The following is a 15,743-nucleotide window of genomic DNA, read 5'->3' as shown; positions in this document are numbered from 1 at the left end:
ATTCCTGAAATTTATGAGGGCAATATTTATTGCTCTGTAGTAGTTCTGTAAAGAACTTTTACGTTAGAAGTATTTTTTAGCATATCCTGAATATTAGATACACTACATTCAAAATCACATTCAATTAAAACATATTTTAGAGCAGTACTTTTAATAGAACTTAGATCTAAACTTGTATATAAATTGTTTGAGGAATGCTTAATTAGAATTAAAACAACACTTTGCAATTCGGTTTTAAGCGAGGAGATATTTGATAAATAATTAGAGGGTACAATTACCAGTTTTGGCGCTCCATCTCCCATTTTGGCGTGCTCATTTTCCTGAACAACTATTAAAGGATTTAATTCGAAAACGAGATTCTTAAGATTTTCTATTTCCTCAGAGTCAAAACTTTGTTGATTTCGGGTTTGAGTAGATTGTTCTCCTATTAATTGGTCAAAATTGGTAATCGAGTAGCTTTCCTGCGCATTGCCAATAAAAGTATTAGCAAACAATACAAGGATTAGGAGTTTAAAGAGTGAATTTATTTTCATAATTCTATAGTTCTGTTTCCCGTTTTTCAAGGGAAAAATTATTTTAAATTTTGGCATAAAAAGGTCACTGATCCTTAGGGGAAGGATCAAACAAGGGTAGTTTTTTTAAAATATTTACGAATGTGAGATTTACACTTTGAAAACTTTTGGGGTAAGTTTTTAATAGGAAAGTATGGGGGATGACCTATTTTAAATGTTAATCTTAGGATAAAATTACAGTGAATAATCTTTAAAAGACCAAATTGTCTTTTTTTTTAGATTAAAGCGTATTTATTTTCGGTGAATGGTAATATTGAAGTAAAAAATACGGGAAATCAGGTGGTTAATATTTCAAATAAACGTTTTTTGCCATTGTTTAAAAGAATTTACAACTGCAGAAAAACCTTAGGTTTAAACATAAAAAAACCACCCAATAAGGTGGTTAATTATAAAAAAAGTTGAGGTAATTAATTAGTTAGTTTTGTTCGTACATTAAAATTCTATGTTGTTCCCCTTCTATTAAAGGATGTTCTTGCAGGTCTATTTCATAGATAAAACCTTCTTCTATAGTTGTAAAAATATCATATTCGTCCTGTACCGTATAACCTAATTCCTGTCTTGCATAATCTATCCAGGTTTGGTAAGTAGGGACATCCATTTTATTTTTATTAGAGATAACCGTTAAATAGTCGTCTTCAATTTCTATAGTATAACGGGCGCTTTTACCGTTTTTACTGGTTTTTTGGTCTATCCAATTCCCTTCATCCATTTTTGAAATTTGAAGTTCACTTAAATTTTGAGGGTTAAAATCTACGGCATAAACTACGTGATTTCTGGTATAGCTATCTGGATTTGTCATTCCAGCGGTACAGCTTCCTAAACTTATAGCAAGAATAATAATAGAAGCCTTAGTGAATATTTGATTTTTAAATTGGAAAAAATTCTTATAAAAATTCATTTGCAATTTAATTTTAGTTCAATTTAATAATGGTGATTAGTTAAATTTTTTGAACAAAATTAAGCGATATCACTCTTTATATGTATTATTATTAATGTTTTTAGTTATATCGCATTATTATTAGATAAAATGTAATGGAATGCATTTCGTCGGTGTTTTTGGTCGAACTTATTTGCAGAACATAGAAATGAGTGCAGTTTGTCTATATTTTGTTCTTTTTTCTATTTGCATTTCAACTATAAAAAGCAGAATCTTATCTCAAAATTTTTCCGGCTTCAGCCTAAAACTTGTAAATTGCAGCAAAGCAAAATACAATGCAAAAGAGCCTTGATGATTACCGAAAAAGCTATGGAAAAAGCGAACTTTTAGAAGATAATATCCCGTCTTTTCCTCTGCCGCTTTTTACCGCCTGGTTTGAAGAGGCGGAAGAGCATCCTGAAATAGCAGAAGTAAATGCTATGAGTCTCGCCACCTGTGGAATAGAAGGATTTCCAAAAAATCGTATAGTACTTTTAAAGTCTTTTGGCGAAATGGGTTTCAGTTTTTACACTAATTATAATTCTGAAAAAGCCCGGGATATTGAAGAAAACCCAAGAGTTTGTTTATCCTTTTTTTGGCCACCATTAGAACGGCAGGTAATTATTAAAGGTGTTGCAATGAAAACTACCGAAGAAGAATCTGCAGCTTATTTTGGTTCCAGACCCCGGGGAAGTCAATTAGGCGCCTGGGCTTCTAACCAAAGTAATGTTTTAAGCTCCCGCGAAGAACTGGAAGAACAGTTAAAAGAAATTGAAGAAAGATATCAAAATAAAGATGTAGATAAACCACCTCACTGGGGCGGTTATCTGGTAACCCCCAGAAGTTTTGAATTCTGGCAGGGTAGAAATAACCGTTTGCACGATAGAATAATCTATGAATTTATAGAACAGGATACCTGGGAACGTAACCGTTTAGCACCTTAAAATTGAAATTATGAAACGATTAATTCTAGTGAGACACGGCAAATCGTCCTGGGGAAATAATTTACCAGATGAAAAAAGACCGCTTAAGAAACGTGCTTATAACGATGCTGAGGTAGTTTTGAAAACCTTTAAGGAATTTCAAAGTGGGAATTTAACTTTATGGAGCAGTCACGCAGTTAGGGCAAACACCACGGCAAATCTTTTTAAAGACGAACTGGAAATACCCGATGATAGATTCACCGTAAAAAAAGAACTTTATACGTTTGATGAAAGTCAATTACTCTCTGTAATTAAAACCTGCCCCGATAATGTAGAAAAACTCATGGTATTTGGTCATAATCCCGCAATGACGGGTTTGGTTAATCGGTTAGGTGATAAACCTATAGATAATTTACCTACTACGGGACTATGTGTAATAGATTTTGATTTAAATTCCTGGAAAGACATTAAAACCGGTAAAACTTTACTACAATTATTCCCCAAAAACTTACGCTAATTTATGCCGCAAAGAAAATATTTAAACAGGGAACTCAGCTGGTTACAATTTAATGCCCGGGTATTACAGGAAGCTGAAGATGAAACTGTTCCACTTATAGAACGATTAAGATTTCTGGGAATTTTCTCTAATAATTTAGACGAATTTTTTAAAGTAAGGTATGCTACCGTAAAAAGAATTGACCTGGCAGGAAAAGCAGGAAAAAGCGTTCTGGGCGGAATTAAAGCCAGTAAACTACTTGAAGAAATTACCCAAATTGTAATTGAACAACAAGCCGAAAGCCTTAAGATTTTAGACGATATTCAGCATCAGTTAAAAGATTATAATATTCATATTATTAATGAGAAACAGGTTTCTGCTGCCCAGCAAAAATTCATTAAAAACTTTTTCCTTTCAAAAGTAAGTCCGGCGCTTGTAACGATAATTCTTAACGATCTTCCTGAAATTCCAAGTTTAAAAGACAGCGCAGCCTATTTAGCCGTAAAGATGGTGATGAAAGAGGAAAAACCTCAAAAAGGAATTTCAAAAGTGCTGGATAAAACCGAAAAAGACCGCAAATATGTTCTAATTGAAATTCCTCGAAGCATAGAACGTTTTATTGTGCTTCCAGAAGAAAATGGGAAGCAGTATATAATCCTGTTAGACGATTTAATTCGTTATAACCTGGGTACAATTTTTAATATTTTTGAATACGAAAGTATTTCGGCACATATGATAAAAATTACCAGGGATGCCGAGTTGGATATAGACAGTGACCTGAGTAAAAGTTTTATTGAAAAGATTTCCAGTAGTGTAAAAGATAGAATTAAGGGGGAACCGGTAAGATTTGTTTACGATATGAACATTGCCGATGATACTTTGTCTTATTTAATGAATAAAATGGGCATAGAATCTACCGATAGTATTATTCCCGGTGGGCGTTACCATAATAGGCGCGATTATATGAATTTTCCCAGTCTTGGCCGCGAAGATTTACTTTATAAACCTATAGAGCCTTTACCAATTCCGGGGCTTATATTGCAAACCAGTTTGTTTGGAAGTATTGCCAGGAAAGATTATCTATTGTATGCTCCCTACCAAAGTTTTGCCTATACCGTTAAGTTTTTAAGGGAAGCCGCCTTAGATCCCAAGGTGAAGACTATAAAAATCACTATTTATAGACTTGCCAAAATATCTCACATTGCCAGCTCTTTGATTAATGCTGTAAAAAATGGCAAAAAGGTAATTGTGCAAATTGAATTACGCGCTCGTTTTGATGAAGTTGCCAATATTCGCTATGCTGAACAAATGCAAGCAGAAGGGGTTCAGCTTATTTTTGGCGTGCCTGGTTTAAAAGTTCATTGTAAAGCCTGTGTAATAGAGCGGGAAGAAGAAGGTAAAACAAAGCGCTATGGTTTTATTAGTACCGGTAATTTTAACGAATCTACTTCTCGTATTTATACTGATTATACCTTATTCACCGCTCATCCTGAAATTTTGAAAGAAGTGAATAAAGTTTTCGACTTCTTCGAAATCAATTATAAAGTAAATAAATACAAACATTTAATAGTTTCTCCGCATTACAGCAGGAATACTTTTGTAGGCCTTATTCAAAAGGAGATTGAAAATGCCCGGGAAGGGAAACCTTCCGGCATCGCGCTTAAGCTTAATAGTCTTTCAGATTATCCTATGATAGATAAACTGTACCAGGCAAGCCAGGCCGGTGTAAAGATCAAGCTTATTGTACGTGGGGTTTGTTGTCTTATTCCCGGTGTAGAAGGTTTAAGCGAGAATATTGAAGCGATAAGTATTGTAGATAAATTTTTGGAACATCCACGGGTATTTATATTTAAAAATGGTGGCAGTTCAAAGGTTTACATTTCTTCTGCAGATTGGATGACCAGAAACCTTGACCTTCGTGTGGAGATTTCCTGCCCAATTTATGATGAAGAAATTAAACAGGAAATTATTGAAACTTTTGATATTAGCTGGAACGATAATGTAAAAGCAAGGACAATTACCTCTAAACACGATAATGCCTATAGAAACAGGAGTACAAAAAAACTGCGTTCCCAGTTTGAACTTTACGATTATTATTTAAAAAAATTACCCGGCACCAAACCAGAAAAGAATAAAAAGAAAATAGATAATTAGCCTCAGCCTCAAATCTTTATAAACCTCACCTGGTGAGAAAATAGAAAAATTTTATCTCGTGATTACACAAAAAAACTACGCAGCTATAGATATAGGTTCCAACGCCGTTAGGCTACTGGTTTCTACCATTACAGAACAAAAAGGTAGGGACGAAACCGATTTTAGAAAAACCTCTCTGGTAAGAGTTCCTATTAGACTAGGAGAAGATGTATTTAAAGAAAGTATTATTTCTGAGAAGAATATAGAACGAATGGTAGATACCATGCAAGCTTTTAATCTTCTCATGAAATCTCACGGAATTGAAAAATATAAAGCCTGTGCTACCTCGGCTATGCGGGAAGCTAAAAATGGCGCAGAGGTTGTTGAAAAAATAAAAGCAAAAACCGGGGTAGAAATTGAAATTATAGATGGTAACCACGAAGCTGCAATAATTGCTGCTACAGATTTACATGAACTTATTAAAAACGATTGTAATTATTTATATGTTGATGTAGGTGGCGGGAGCACCGAATATACGCTCTATAGTGGCGGAAAAACCGTGGCATCAAGATCTTTTAAAATTGGTACTGTACGCCTTTTAAATAATTTAGTTGAAGATGGCACCTGGGAAGAGATGGAAAAATGGGTTAGGGAAACTACAAAGCCTTATAAGGATATAGATCTTATTGGTTCTGGTGGAAACATTAATAATATTTTTAAAACCAGCGGAAAAAAAGAAGGAAAACCCTTAAGCCTGGCATATATTAAAAAATATAATGAATTACTGAATTCTCTAAGCTATGAGGAACGAATTATGGACCTTCAGCTTAAAAGTGACCGTGCCGATGTAATTATCCCGGCTTCAAAAATTTATCTAAATTCTATGAAATGGGCAAGAGCCGATAATATTTTTGTGCCAAAAATAGGTCTGGCCGATGGGATTATAAAATCCCTTTACAACGGTAACAATAACTAAATACTATAAAATTAAACCCGGATATATCTCTACTTATCCGGGTTTTTTATTTTTTCAATTAACCGTGAATGGTTTTATCTTTACTAAGGTCTTTCATTATTTCAGCTTCAAAATCGAGTAATTCTTCCCATTTCTTATCTACTTCTGCTCGCTCGCCATATTTTCTGGCAAACTTTAAAAACATTGTATAATGGTTGGCTTCACTAATCATTAATTTATGATAAAATTCAGCGAGTTCCTCATCTTTTAATTCTTCTGAAAGCAACCTGAAACGTTCACAGCTTCTGGCTTCAATTAATCCTGCGATTAAAAGCCTGTGAATTAACTGCGTGGTTCTGCTACCGCCTTTTGGAAAAAAACTAAGTAGTTTAATTACATATTCATCTTTTCTATCTCTTCCTAGAACAAATCCGCGTTTTAGCAACTGCTCGTGTACCATTTTAAAATGGCCCATTTCTTCCCTGGATAACGCGATCATTTCATCTACCAATTCGGTATATTCTGGGAAAGAAACAATTAAGGAAATTGCTGTTGAAGCTGCTTTTTGCTCGCAATAAGCATGGTCTACAAGAATATCTTCAATATTTTTTTCGGCTATATTGGCCCAGCGCGGGTCTGTGGGAAGTTTTAGTCCTAGCATATCTATACGTCTAAATCAAATGTACTTCTAAGTTTATCTATTAAAGGATTTTTCTCCTTTAGTTTATTGTATTTTTCAATAGGAGTGAAGGCATATTTTTTCGCCGATTGCTCATTAACGTTAATCACAAGTCTTATTTCTGTATTCTGAAGTTTTTGCTTCAGGTAAGACATCAATTTGTTTTGTTCCCGCTCCAGGTTAATTTTCATCGTTTCGTTAGGTAATTCTATAACAATTTGATTGTCTTCTTTGAGCTTGGGTAAATCGGTTTCAAGAATGGATGCGAGAATTTTTGACCCCTGTTTTTTTATTCGTTTTACATAGTCATTCCAGGTGGCCTGCAATTGCGTTTCGCTGAATTCATTATTGAGCACCACGTTTTTTGTTGGAGCAGCTTCCTGTTGCCGCGCTTCTATTTCCCTTTTTTTCTGAATACTTTTTAAAGAAAGTCCTGAAACCTTTTCCTTTTTTATTTCAGGATCTGTTACCCGTTTTGGCTCTGGGGAAGGTGTAGCGGGTTTTTCCTGCTCTTCTTTGGCCTGTGGCACCATTGTTTCATCTGAATGATAATTGTCCTCTTTATCATCGGCACAGTGGCTATCTGGAGTTTTATTTTCTCCTGAAGGTAACTGACTTTCCTTTGGGGCTTCAGTTGCAGTTGCGCCGTGTTCATTCTCGCGCACTATACTTTTTTCTTCTGAAGAAAGCGCAGTGGGTTGCTTTTCAAAAACTGAAGCGGGAATTATTGACTGATCAAACTTTTTTTTTTCTCCATCAAAAGTGATAGAGGCAAGCTGCATTAGAGAGAGTTCAACCAATAAACGTTGATTTTGGCTTGTTTTATATTTGAGATCACACTCATTAGCCAGGTCTATGGCCTTAATTAAAAACTGGTGATTGGTTTTTGAAGCCTGTTCAAAATAACGGGCTTTAGTTTGTTCCCCAACTTCCAGAAGCTGTATGGTTTTTTGATCTTTACAAACCAAAAGATCCCTGAAATGCGAAGCCAGTCCACTAATAAAATGATGGCCGTCAAATCCGCTGGAAAGAATTTCGTTATAACTCAGCAGCAATTGCGGAATATTATTACTTAAAATAAGATCGGTTACCTTAATGTAGGTATCATAATCCAGTACATTAAGGTTTTCTGTAACTGCCTGCCGGGTTAGATCTTTTCCGCTAAAACTAACAACCCTGTCGTAAATAGAAAGAGCATCCCGCATAGCACCATCGGCTTTTTGCGCAATAATATTTAATGCGTCTTCCTCGGCATTTACTCCTTCCTGTTGCGCTATATATCCCAAGTAATTTTTAGCATCGCTTACCGTGATTCTTTTAAAATCGAAGATCTGGCAACGAGAAAGTATGGTGGGGATTATTTTATGTTTTTCAGTAGTAGCCAGAATAAAAATGGCGTGCTGTGGCGGCTCTTCCAATGTTTTTAAAAATGCATTAAAAGCCGATTGAGAGAGCATATGCACCTCATCTATAATATACACTTTATACTGCCCAACTTGAGGTGGAATCCTAACCTGGTCTATTAAATTCCTAATATCGTCTACCGAGTTGTTAGAAGCGGCATCGAGTTCAAAAATATTAAAAGCAAAGTCTTCATCTGGGCTTTGCGTACCATCGTGGTTAATCATTTTTGCTAGGATACGTGCGCAGGTTGTTTTTCCCACACCACGGGGTCCAGTAAAAAGAAGTGCCTGGGCGAGGTGATTATGTTCAATGGCATTCTTTAAGGTATTTGTGATGGCTTGTTGCCCTACCACATCTTTAAAAGTTTGTGGGCGGTACTTACGAGCTGATACTATAAAATGTTCCATTGAAATTTATTGAACTACAAATATAAAAATAGCCACCATAAGTTCTAAGGCAATCGCTTATATTTTTAAACAAATAAGGCGAAGAAATCAACATTTTTTTAATCGCGAAACTTACTAAAAAACTACCTTTGCACCAAGCAGGCCGCCTTATCGCCAACGAATTTATTCGATGGAGGAAATTCCGGACACCAAAGAGCGGCATAGTGGGTAACGCCCACCGGTTCCGTTTCGGTTTTCCGGAACGCAATCAGGACTAGTGCAACAGAAAGGATGTACAGGTAATGCTGTAGTGAAATCAGGTAAACTCTATGCGGTGCAATGCCATGTAAACCGGTGTTTGCAAGCTGCTCGCTTGCTACCGGAGGGTAGGCAGCTAAAGGTTTTTGGCAACAAAAACCGGAGATAAATGATAAGGGGAATCCCGGTTTACCGGGAGGAACAGAATCCGGATTACAGGCCTGCTTTTTTTATAATAATGTCTTGGCCCACGCCCGGGCCTCGTCCATATGGGAGAAGATATCAAAAGGAACGGGCGAAAATTGCTTTTCAAAATTAGCTATTTTCAAAGCTTCATAGCGTTGGCTTACAATAGCTATTCCCAGCAAAGATTTTACATTTTTTAACCCCAAATAAACGGTAGGGTTTACATTGTAATTATTCTTCCGGTCAGAGACATAAACATAATCAGCCCCTTCGTAAACCTCATTGCATATTTTTAGAATTTGCTCTACGTGTTCAACTTCAAAAACTACATCGTCTTTTACTTCAGAAATTACCATGCCTTCATAGAAACTCAAAATAACATCAATAAGCTCAATCCTTTTTATCCTAGCTGTCATACCATGGAGTTTATTAGCCCAGTCGGGCTGCTTTTTTTCAGCAGAAATTATTCTGCATTCTCAAAAAAACTAAAAACCGAACCTCCATAACGTCTCCCTTCTATAAAGTTAGGAAGATCAGAAAGATTGGTGTGTTTAGAATGTTCAATAATTAATTGACCATTTGGATTAAGTAGGTTGTGTTCAAAGACTAATTGTGGGATTTTTAAAAATTTTTCTTTTTCAAAATCATAAGGTGGGTCGGCAAAAATAATATCGGCCTTTACAAATGCCTTTTCAAGAAACTTAAAGACATCACTTTTAATGGTGGTAATGTTTAAATCTAATTCCTGGGCTGTTTTTTTTATAAATTTCACACAATCAAAATTGGCATCTACGGCGGTTACTTCCTGGCTTCCCCGCGAAGCAAATTCATAAGCAATATTGCCGGTTCCCGAAAAAAGATCGAGAACGCTTAATTGTGAGAACTGAAAATTATTATTCAGGATGTTGAAAAGTGCTTCCTTAGACATATCGGTTGTAGGGCGTACCGGTAGTTTTTTGGGAGCCATTAATCTTTTTCCTTTATGTGATCCTGAAATTATTCTCATTTAAATGACTTTAATAATACATATTCTTCTAACTGATTCAAACCGGTAAACTCTTCCTCTAAATCTAAACTGAAATCGGTTTCTAAAAGTTCAACGTGCTTAATGTAGTTAAACGCAATTTTAAACAGGGGAGAAGCTTTGCTAATAGCTCCTAACAAAATTAACCTGAATTTCTCCGGATCTAAATTAAGTTGTTCAGCAGTGAAGAGAATATAATATAAAAAATCTTCTTTTTCAATAAAACTGAAAGAATTGCATAACAAAAGTTCACTATTTTCTATTACCACCAGCTCAAACTGCTTATTTTTTATATGTGCGAATATTTGTGGTTTTTCTGCTTTTGGTAATTTCAATAAATTCTCGACTAAAACCGTATTGAGATGTTGGTACTCAAATTCTCCAAATTTCTCAAAAAAGAAATTAATGATATTGGTATACGGAATATAAACATTAATAATCCCTGTATCCCCAATTTCTTCGTGAGCAATAAAATCGGTTTTAAGAATTTTGGTGTTGAATTTTAAATAATCTGAAGCATTTTCTTCTTTAAATAAAGTTGCAGGAACCAAAGTGGAAAGTGCATTATCAAAAATAAGTTTTACTTGTGTGGCTTCAGCAATGCTTTTTTCTTCAGCATATATTTTTTGAATTTCTTCAAGTAATTTCACAGGGTCTACCTGTTGCGAGAAACGAATTTTCTTGTATTGTACCACTTTATTTTCAGCAGAATTTAGGGTACAAAAAGAAAGTCCATCCAGGGAAACCTGAATGGACAGTTCTAAATTTATTTGTTTTTTGCTGTTATTCGTCGCCATATTGGGTTGGCCAGTTTCCTTTTGTGTTAACCTCTTCCAGAGAGCCAACGTTAATGTAACGACCGTTAATATCGTCTACAGATTGTACCTGGTTTTGTTGCAAAATAAGCTCTTTATCTAAACCTTGCAATACAACACTTTTAGCTACTCTTGCTCTAAAAACAGGAATCTCTGAATTTCCTTTTGTAATTGTACCTGCATCCAGCTCAAATTTAGCATCTACATCATCAACCGGTACATTTATCATATTGGTATAACGCTCTTTATTTCCTTTAAATAATGAATCTTTTACAGAAACAAAACCAAGCGTATCAACAATTACTTTTTCAATATATTCGTCTACACCATACTGTTTTCTGTATTCCTCATCTAATACAGTAGTATCACGACGTTGGGTAATTGCAAATTCTGCAGTATCTAAAAATCCTACTAATTTATCAAAATCATCCTGGAAAGTCCCCACAATTTCTTTGTGAGCTAATTCTGCATTACGAATATCCTTTAAGTTTTCAACTACTTTGGCATAACGCTTTTCTTTAATTTTATTAAACTGAATTGGTTCGTAAACAGCATTAAAGGTAAGGTAGGCTAAACCAATAATAACCACCCAAAGAAGTAATTGAATTGCAAGTCTCATGCTTTCTAAATTTTGTTTTAAAATTACTAGTGTTTCACGACAAATCTACAATTTTTTTTTATTCGTAAAAGTTTCTTCCGTAAAAATCCATTCCTATCTTTGATTTTTGATAAATCTTCTATGGAAAATCTTGATGCTTCCAAATTTTATAAACTTCTTTTAAGCGATCTGGGTTTTACAGCTAAAGCAGGACAGGATCTTGCTTTACAACAACTTTCCCGGTTTGTTTTAAACAATAATAAAGATGAACTTTTTGTATTGAAAGGCTTTGCCGGTACCGGTAAAACCACGATTATCAGTACCTTGGTAAAAAATCTCTGGCAAATTAAAAAATCTGGAGTTTTATTGGCACCTACGGGAAGAGCGGCGAAAGTGATCTCTAATTATTCTAAAAAAGAAGCATTTACCATTCACAAAAAGATCTATTTTCCGAAGAAAAGTGGCGGGAGCGGAGTACAATTTGTGCTTCAACCCAATAAACACAAAAACAGTATTTTTATTGTAGATGAAGCTTCAATGATCTCTGATACGCCTACAAATTCCAAATTAATGGAAAATGGTAGCTTGTTAGACGATCTTATTCAGTTTGTATATTCAGGGCATAATTGCCAGCTTATCTTAATTGGGGATACTGCACAGCTTCCACCTGTAAAGATGGAAATTAGCCCGGCCCTTGAAGCTGAAAAACTTCAGTTTTCCTATAATAAAGAAGTGCATCATATTGAGCTAGACGAAGTGGTGAGACAGGCTGAAGAAAGTGATATTTTGCTAAATGCCACTAAAATTAGGCAAAGTTTACAAGACGGTTTTTATGATAGCTTTCAGTTTGAAATCACTCCCAAGGCAGATGTAGTTAGATTACAGGATGGTTACGAAATTATGAACGCTATTGAGGAAAGTTATAATGAATTAGGAAACGAGGAAACCAGTCTTATTGTAAGATCTAATAAAAGGGCGAATTTGTATAACCAACAAATAAGGTCTAGAATTTTGTTCCAGGAAGAAGAAATTTCAGTCGGAGATTATCTTATGGTGGTAAAAAATAATTATTTCTGGATAAAGCCAAATTCTGAAGCCGGGTTCATAGCTAACGGAGATATTGTAAAAGTCCTGGAAATTTTCGGAATAAAAGAGCTTTACGGGTTCCGGTTTGCCGAAGTACAGGTGCAAATGGTAGATTATCCTAAAATGCGCCCTTTTGAAACCGTGGTGATGTTAGATACGCTAACCAGCAATACGCCATCACTTTCTTATGAAGAATCTAACCAGCTGTACCAGGAAGTAATGAAAGATTATGAAGATGAAACTTCTAAATACAAGAAGTTTATGAAGGTGAAGAACAATAAGTTCTTTAATGCCTTACAAATCAAATTTTCTTACGCGATGACCTGTCATAAATCTCAGGGTGGGCAATGGAACACCGTCTTTATAGAACAACCTTACCTACCAGAAGGCGTTGGCAAAGAATATTTAAGATGGCTTTATACCGCGGTAACAAGAGCAACCAATAAACTTTACCTCATAGGGTTTAAAGATGATTTTTTCGTAAATAAATAACATTATCACTTGCATTAATTCAAATTTTAAAACCTAAATTTAACCTCCAAAAATTAATAATTTCCAATGAATAATCCGCTTAAAATAATCGCTATGATTCCTGCCCGTTATGAGGCCTCTCGTTTTCCGGGGAAACTTTTAAAAGACCTAAACGGAAAAACGGTAATCACCAGAACATACGAAGCTGCAAAAAACACCGGGCTTTTTGACGAAGTTTATGTGGTAACCGATAGCGATAAAATTTATGCTGAAATTAATAAAAACGGTGGCAACGCGATAAAAAGCAAGAAAGAACATGAATGCGGAAGCGACCGTATTGCTGAAGCGGTGCAGGATATGGATGTAGATATTGTTGTAAATGTACAGGGAGATGAACCATTTATTGATAAAGACAGCCTGGCAAAATTATTAGTGGTTTTTAGGGAAGATGATGCCTCGGCCATAGATCTTGCCTCTTTAAAAACCGCCCTTTCGGAAAGTGACGAGATTACCAATCCAAACAACGTAAAGGTAATTACCAATAAAAATGACTTTGCGATGTATTTTTCAAGATTTCCCATTCCTTATCCTAGAAATACAGATGCACAGGTAACTTATTTTAAGCATTTAGGTATTTATGCGTTTAGAAAACAAGCGCTTATAGATTTCTATAATTTACCGATGCTTTCTTTAGAAGCTGCCGAAAAGATTGAGGCGATTCGATTCCTGGAATATGGGAAAAATATAAAAATGGTAGAAACTCAAATGCAAACCATAGGAATAGATACTCCCGAAGATCTTGATAAAGCCAGGGAAATCTGGAGCAATTAGCTAACCGCTTCTTTATAAACTTTTAGAGCCCGTTCGCGGGCTTCTTTATGGTCTACCATTTTTTCTGGATAATCATCGGTACCAAATTCTTTCACCCATTCTTTGATATATTTTTTATCCTTATCAAATTTATCAATCTGGGTAGTTGGGTTAAAAATTCTAAAATAAGGAGCAGCATCAACGCCACTTCCGGCTACCCATTGCCAGTTTCCTACATTAGAAGACATTTCGTAATCCAACAACTTTTCAGCAAAATAGGCTTCACCCCAACGCCAATCTATGAGCAAATGCTTACAGAGAAAGCTTCCTACAAGCATTCTAACGCGATTATGCATAAATCCAGATTCGTTTAATTGTCTCATTCCGGCATCTACCAATGGATAGCCTGTTTTTCCGTTTTTCCACTTTTCAAAATCATCTTCATTATTGCGCCATTCAATGCGGTCGTATTTCTTTTTAAACGATTCAGTAACAGTATCAGGATTGTGATATAAGACCTGCATAAAAAACTCCCTCCAGATCAATTCATTGAAAAAGGTTTTATTTGTTTCGGCATTTGCCTTTTTTACCATCTTTCTTACACTAACAGTACCAAACCTAAGATGGGCTCCTAATCTGGAAGTTCCATCTTTTCCGGGAATATTTCTGGTGTTTTCGTATTGCCGAATTAAATTTGGTGTGACATCATACTCCGGCACCTTAATTTCTGAAGTTTTAAAACCAATATCACTTAAGCTTAAATTAGGTAACCTGGTATTTTTAATAAGATTATCCAAATATTGACTCGTATAATGAATTTTGAGGTCCAGGGATTTGAAATGCTCTTTCCAAACCCTCATATAAGGGGTGTAAACCACATAAGGATCGCCATCTTTCTTAAGCACTTCATCTTTTTCAAAGATAACCTGGTCTTTAAAAGTGTGAAATTCAATATTATTTTCAGAAAGCAGCTCGGCTATTTCCTTGTCTCTTTGGGCTGCGTAAGGTTCATAATCATGATTAGTGAATACTTCAGCGATTTGATAATCTTTAATTAATTGCTGAAAAATTTCTTCTGGCTTGCCGTGATACATTGCGATAGAGCTGCTAAAATCATCTTGCAGTTCTTTTCGCATTTCCTGAAGTTGCTCGTGTATAAAAGTTACACGAGCATCATTTTTAGGTAATTTATCAAGGATTTCAGTATCAAGAATAAAAATTGGTAAAACCGGTTTATCAGATTTTAAAGCTTCGAGAAAGCCCACATTATCATCTAATCTCAAATCACGTCTAAACCAAAAAATATTCACCTCATTATTCATTTACGAAATATTTAAAGTTGAAAGTCCGCCGTCTACCCCAAGTATTTGTCCGGTAATCCAGCTGTTTTCATCGCTTAATAAAAAGCTAGCCGCGTTTGCAATATCTTTAGCGTTTCCAACCCTTTTAAGAGGATGCCTTTCACTCATTTTCTCTTTCTTAGAATCATTAGACAATAATTTTTCAGCTAATGGGGTATCGGTTAAAGATGGAGCGATCACATTTACACGAAGGCTGGGAGCATACTCTGCTGCGAGGGATTTTGCAAAACCTTCAATCGCACCTTTTGCCGCGGCAACGCTCGTATGGAAGGGCATTCCAACTTTAACAGCCACGGTGCTAAAAAACACCAAACTTGCATTTTCGGCTTTCTTTAATTTCGGCATTACGCCCTGGACCACTTTTACTAAACTTAAGAAATTTAAGTTCATTTCTTCCTCAAAATCTTTATGCTTTAGCATTTTAAAAGGTTTCAGGTTAATGCTTCCGGGGCAATAAACCAGACCGTGTATTGTTTCCGGCAAATCAAGATCTTCAATATTATCTTTTAAAACATCAAATTCTAAATGTTTAATATCATCGTTTAATTCACCTTTATTTCTTGAGACAACAATTACATTATTTTCAGTAACCAGTTGATTGGCAATTTCAAATCCGATTCCTGTAGAACCACCAATTAGTAAAATATTCTTTTTCATAATTTATTTTTTT

The 15,743-nt window shown here is 35.3% G+C and carries 16 protein-coding genes and 1 other RNA gene; 7 read left to right on the top strand and 10 right to left on the bottom strand.

The features are described 5' to 3' along the window. Positions 1-26 precede the first annotated feature (26 nt). Both J0871_RS13850 and J0871_RS13845 read right to left on the bottom strand, forming a co-directional pair. Positions 27-533 carry a hypothetical protein gene (locus tag J0871_RS13850; protein WP_208225884.1) on the bottom strand — a complete coding sequence of 169 codons (507 nt, stop codon included), beginning with the start codon at positions 531-533 and terminating at the stop codon, positions 27-29. A gap of 454 nt (positions 534-987) precedes the next feature. Beyond that, a complete protein-coding gene (locus tag J0871_RS13845; RefSeq protein WP_243870507.1) occupies positions 988-1,470 on the bottom strand; it encodes a hypothetical protein in 483 nt (160 codons plus the stop codon). A gap of 314 nt (positions 1,471-1,784) precedes the next feature. On the opposite strand from J0871_RS13845, the gene pdxH reads away from it, so the two are divergent. Genes pdxH through J0871_RS13825 form a run of 4 tightly spaced genes read left to right on the top strand, consistent with a single transcriptional unit; the run spans position 1,785 to position 6,016 of the window. Next, entirely contained in the window at positions 1,785-2,432 is a 648-nt protein-coding gene (pdxH, locus tag J0871_RS13840; RefSeq protein WP_208225883.1) for a pyridoxamine 5'-phosphate oxidase, read from the top strand. A gap of 10 nt (positions 2,433-2,442) precedes the next feature. After that, on the top strand, positions 2,443-2,928 hold the full coding sequence (locus J0871_RS13835; protein WP_208225882.1) for a histidine phosphatase family protein: 486 nt from the start codon (positions 2,443-2,445) through the stop codon (positions 2,926-2,928). Between the two features lie 3 nt (positions 2,929-2,931). After that, positions 2,932-5,061, top strand: coding sequence for a polyphosphate kinase 1 (gene ppk1, locus J0871_RS13830; RefSeq protein ID WP_208225881.1), 2,130 nt, complete (start codon positions 2,932-2,934; stop codon positions 5,059-5,061). Positions 5,062-5,119: 58 nt separating this feature from the next. Continuing rightward, complete coding sequence (locus J0871_RS13825) at positions 5,120-6,016, top strand: ethanolamine ammonia-lyase reactivating factor EutA (protein WP_208225880.1); 897 nt, start codon at positions 5,120-5,122, stop codon at positions 6,014-6,016. 58 nt (positions 6,017-6,074) lie between these two features. Here J0871_RS13825 and J0871_RS13820 read toward each other — a convergent pair whose 3' ends face one another. Further along, the gene (locus J0871_RS13820) at positions 6,075-6,656 is read right to left on the bottom strand and encodes a tRNA-(ms[2]io[6]A)-hydroxylase (RefSeq protein ID WP_093306389.1); all 582 of its coding nucleotides are present in this window, start codon (positions 6,654-6,656) and stop codon (positions 6,075-6,077) included. Positions 6,657-6,658: 2 nt separating this feature from the next. Then, complete coding sequence (locus J0871_RS13815; RefSeq protein WP_208225879.1) at positions 6,659-8,485, bottom strand: DNA polymerase III subunit gamma/tau; 1,827 nt, start codon at positions 8,483-8,485, stop codon at positions 6,659-6,661. Positions 8,486-8,619: 134 nt separating this feature from the next. On the opposite strand from J0871_RS13815, the gene rnpB reads away from it, so the two are divergent. Continuing rightward, positions 8,620-8,954, top strand: an RNA gene (rnpB, locus tag J0871_RS13810) — RNase P RNA component class A. Here rnpB and J0871_RS13805 read toward each other — a convergent pair. Genes J0871_RS13805 through J0871_RS13790 form a run of 4 tightly spaced genes read right to left on the bottom strand, consistent with a single transcriptional unit; the run spans position 8,953 to position 11,366 of the window. Continuing rightward, positions 8,953-9,324, bottom strand: coding sequence for a hypothetical protein (locus J0871_RS13805; RefSeq protein WP_208225878.1), 372 nt, complete (start codon positions 9,322-9,324; stop codon positions 8,953-8,955). The genes rnpB and J0871_RS13805 overlap by 2 nt on opposite strands. 47 nt (positions 9,325-9,371) lie before the next feature. Continuing rightward, the gene (locus J0871_RS13800) at positions 9,372-9,914 is read right to left on the bottom strand and encodes an RsmD family RNA methyltransferase (RefSeq protein ID WP_208225877.1); all 543 of its coding nucleotides are present in this window, start codon (positions 9,912-9,914) and stop codon (positions 9,372-9,374) included. Beyond that, a complete protein-coding gene (locus tag J0871_RS13795) occupies positions 9,911-10,729 on the bottom strand; it encodes a DUF3822 family protein (protein ID WP_208225876.1) in 819 nt (272 codons plus the stop codon). Before J0871_RS13795 ends, J0871_RS13800 begins: the two co-directional genes overlap by 4 nt. Further along, on the bottom strand, positions 10,716-11,366 hold the full coding sequence (locus J0871_RS13790) for a hypothetical protein (protein WP_075327166.1): 651 nt from the start codon (positions 11,364-11,366) through the stop codon (positions 10,716-10,718). The genes J0871_RS13795 and J0871_RS13790 overlap by 14 nt, the downstream gene beginning before the upstream one ends. Positions 11,367-11,486: 120 nt before the next feature. Here J0871_RS13790 and J0871_RS13785 point away from each other — a divergent pair, with 120 nt between their 5' ends. Then, a complete protein-coding gene (locus tag J0871_RS13785; protein ID WP_208225943.1) occupies positions 11,487-12,923 on the top strand; it encodes an AAA family ATPase in 1,437 nt (478 codons plus the stop codon). Between the two features lie 66 nt (positions 12,924-12,989). Beyond that, complete coding sequence (gene kdsB, locus J0871_RS13780) at positions 12,990-13,733, top strand: 3-deoxy-manno-octulosonate cytidylyltransferase (RefSeq protein WP_243870506.1); 744 nt, start codon at positions 12,990-12,992, stop codon at positions 13,731-13,733. On the opposite strand, the gene J0871_RS13775 is transcribed toward kdsB, so the two are convergent. Together J0871_RS13775 and J0871_RS13770 are read right to left on the bottom strand one after the other, a co-directional pair. Next, a complete protein-coding gene (locus J0871_RS13775; RefSeq protein ID WP_208225875.1) occupies positions 13,730-15,034 on the bottom strand; it encodes a deoxyribodipyrimidine photo-lyase in 1,305 nt (434 codons plus the stop codon). The two genes, kdsB and J0871_RS13775, sit on opposite strands and share 4 nt — an antisense overlap. Then, a complete protein-coding gene (locus tag J0871_RS13770) occupies positions 15,035-15,730 on the bottom strand; it encodes an SDR family oxidoreductase (RefSeq protein ID WP_208225874.1) in 696 nt (231 codons plus the stop codon). Between the last annotated feature and the right edge of the window lie 13 nt (positions 15,731-15,743).

Source organism: Salegentibacter sp. BDJ18 (genome assembly GCF_017579965.1).
Lineage (GTDB): Bacteria > Bacteroidota > Bacteroidia > Flavobacteriales > Flavobacteriaceae > Salegentibacter.
Note: the sequence above shows the minus strand (reverse complement) of the source record. Positions and strands in the feature narration are given on the sequence as shown.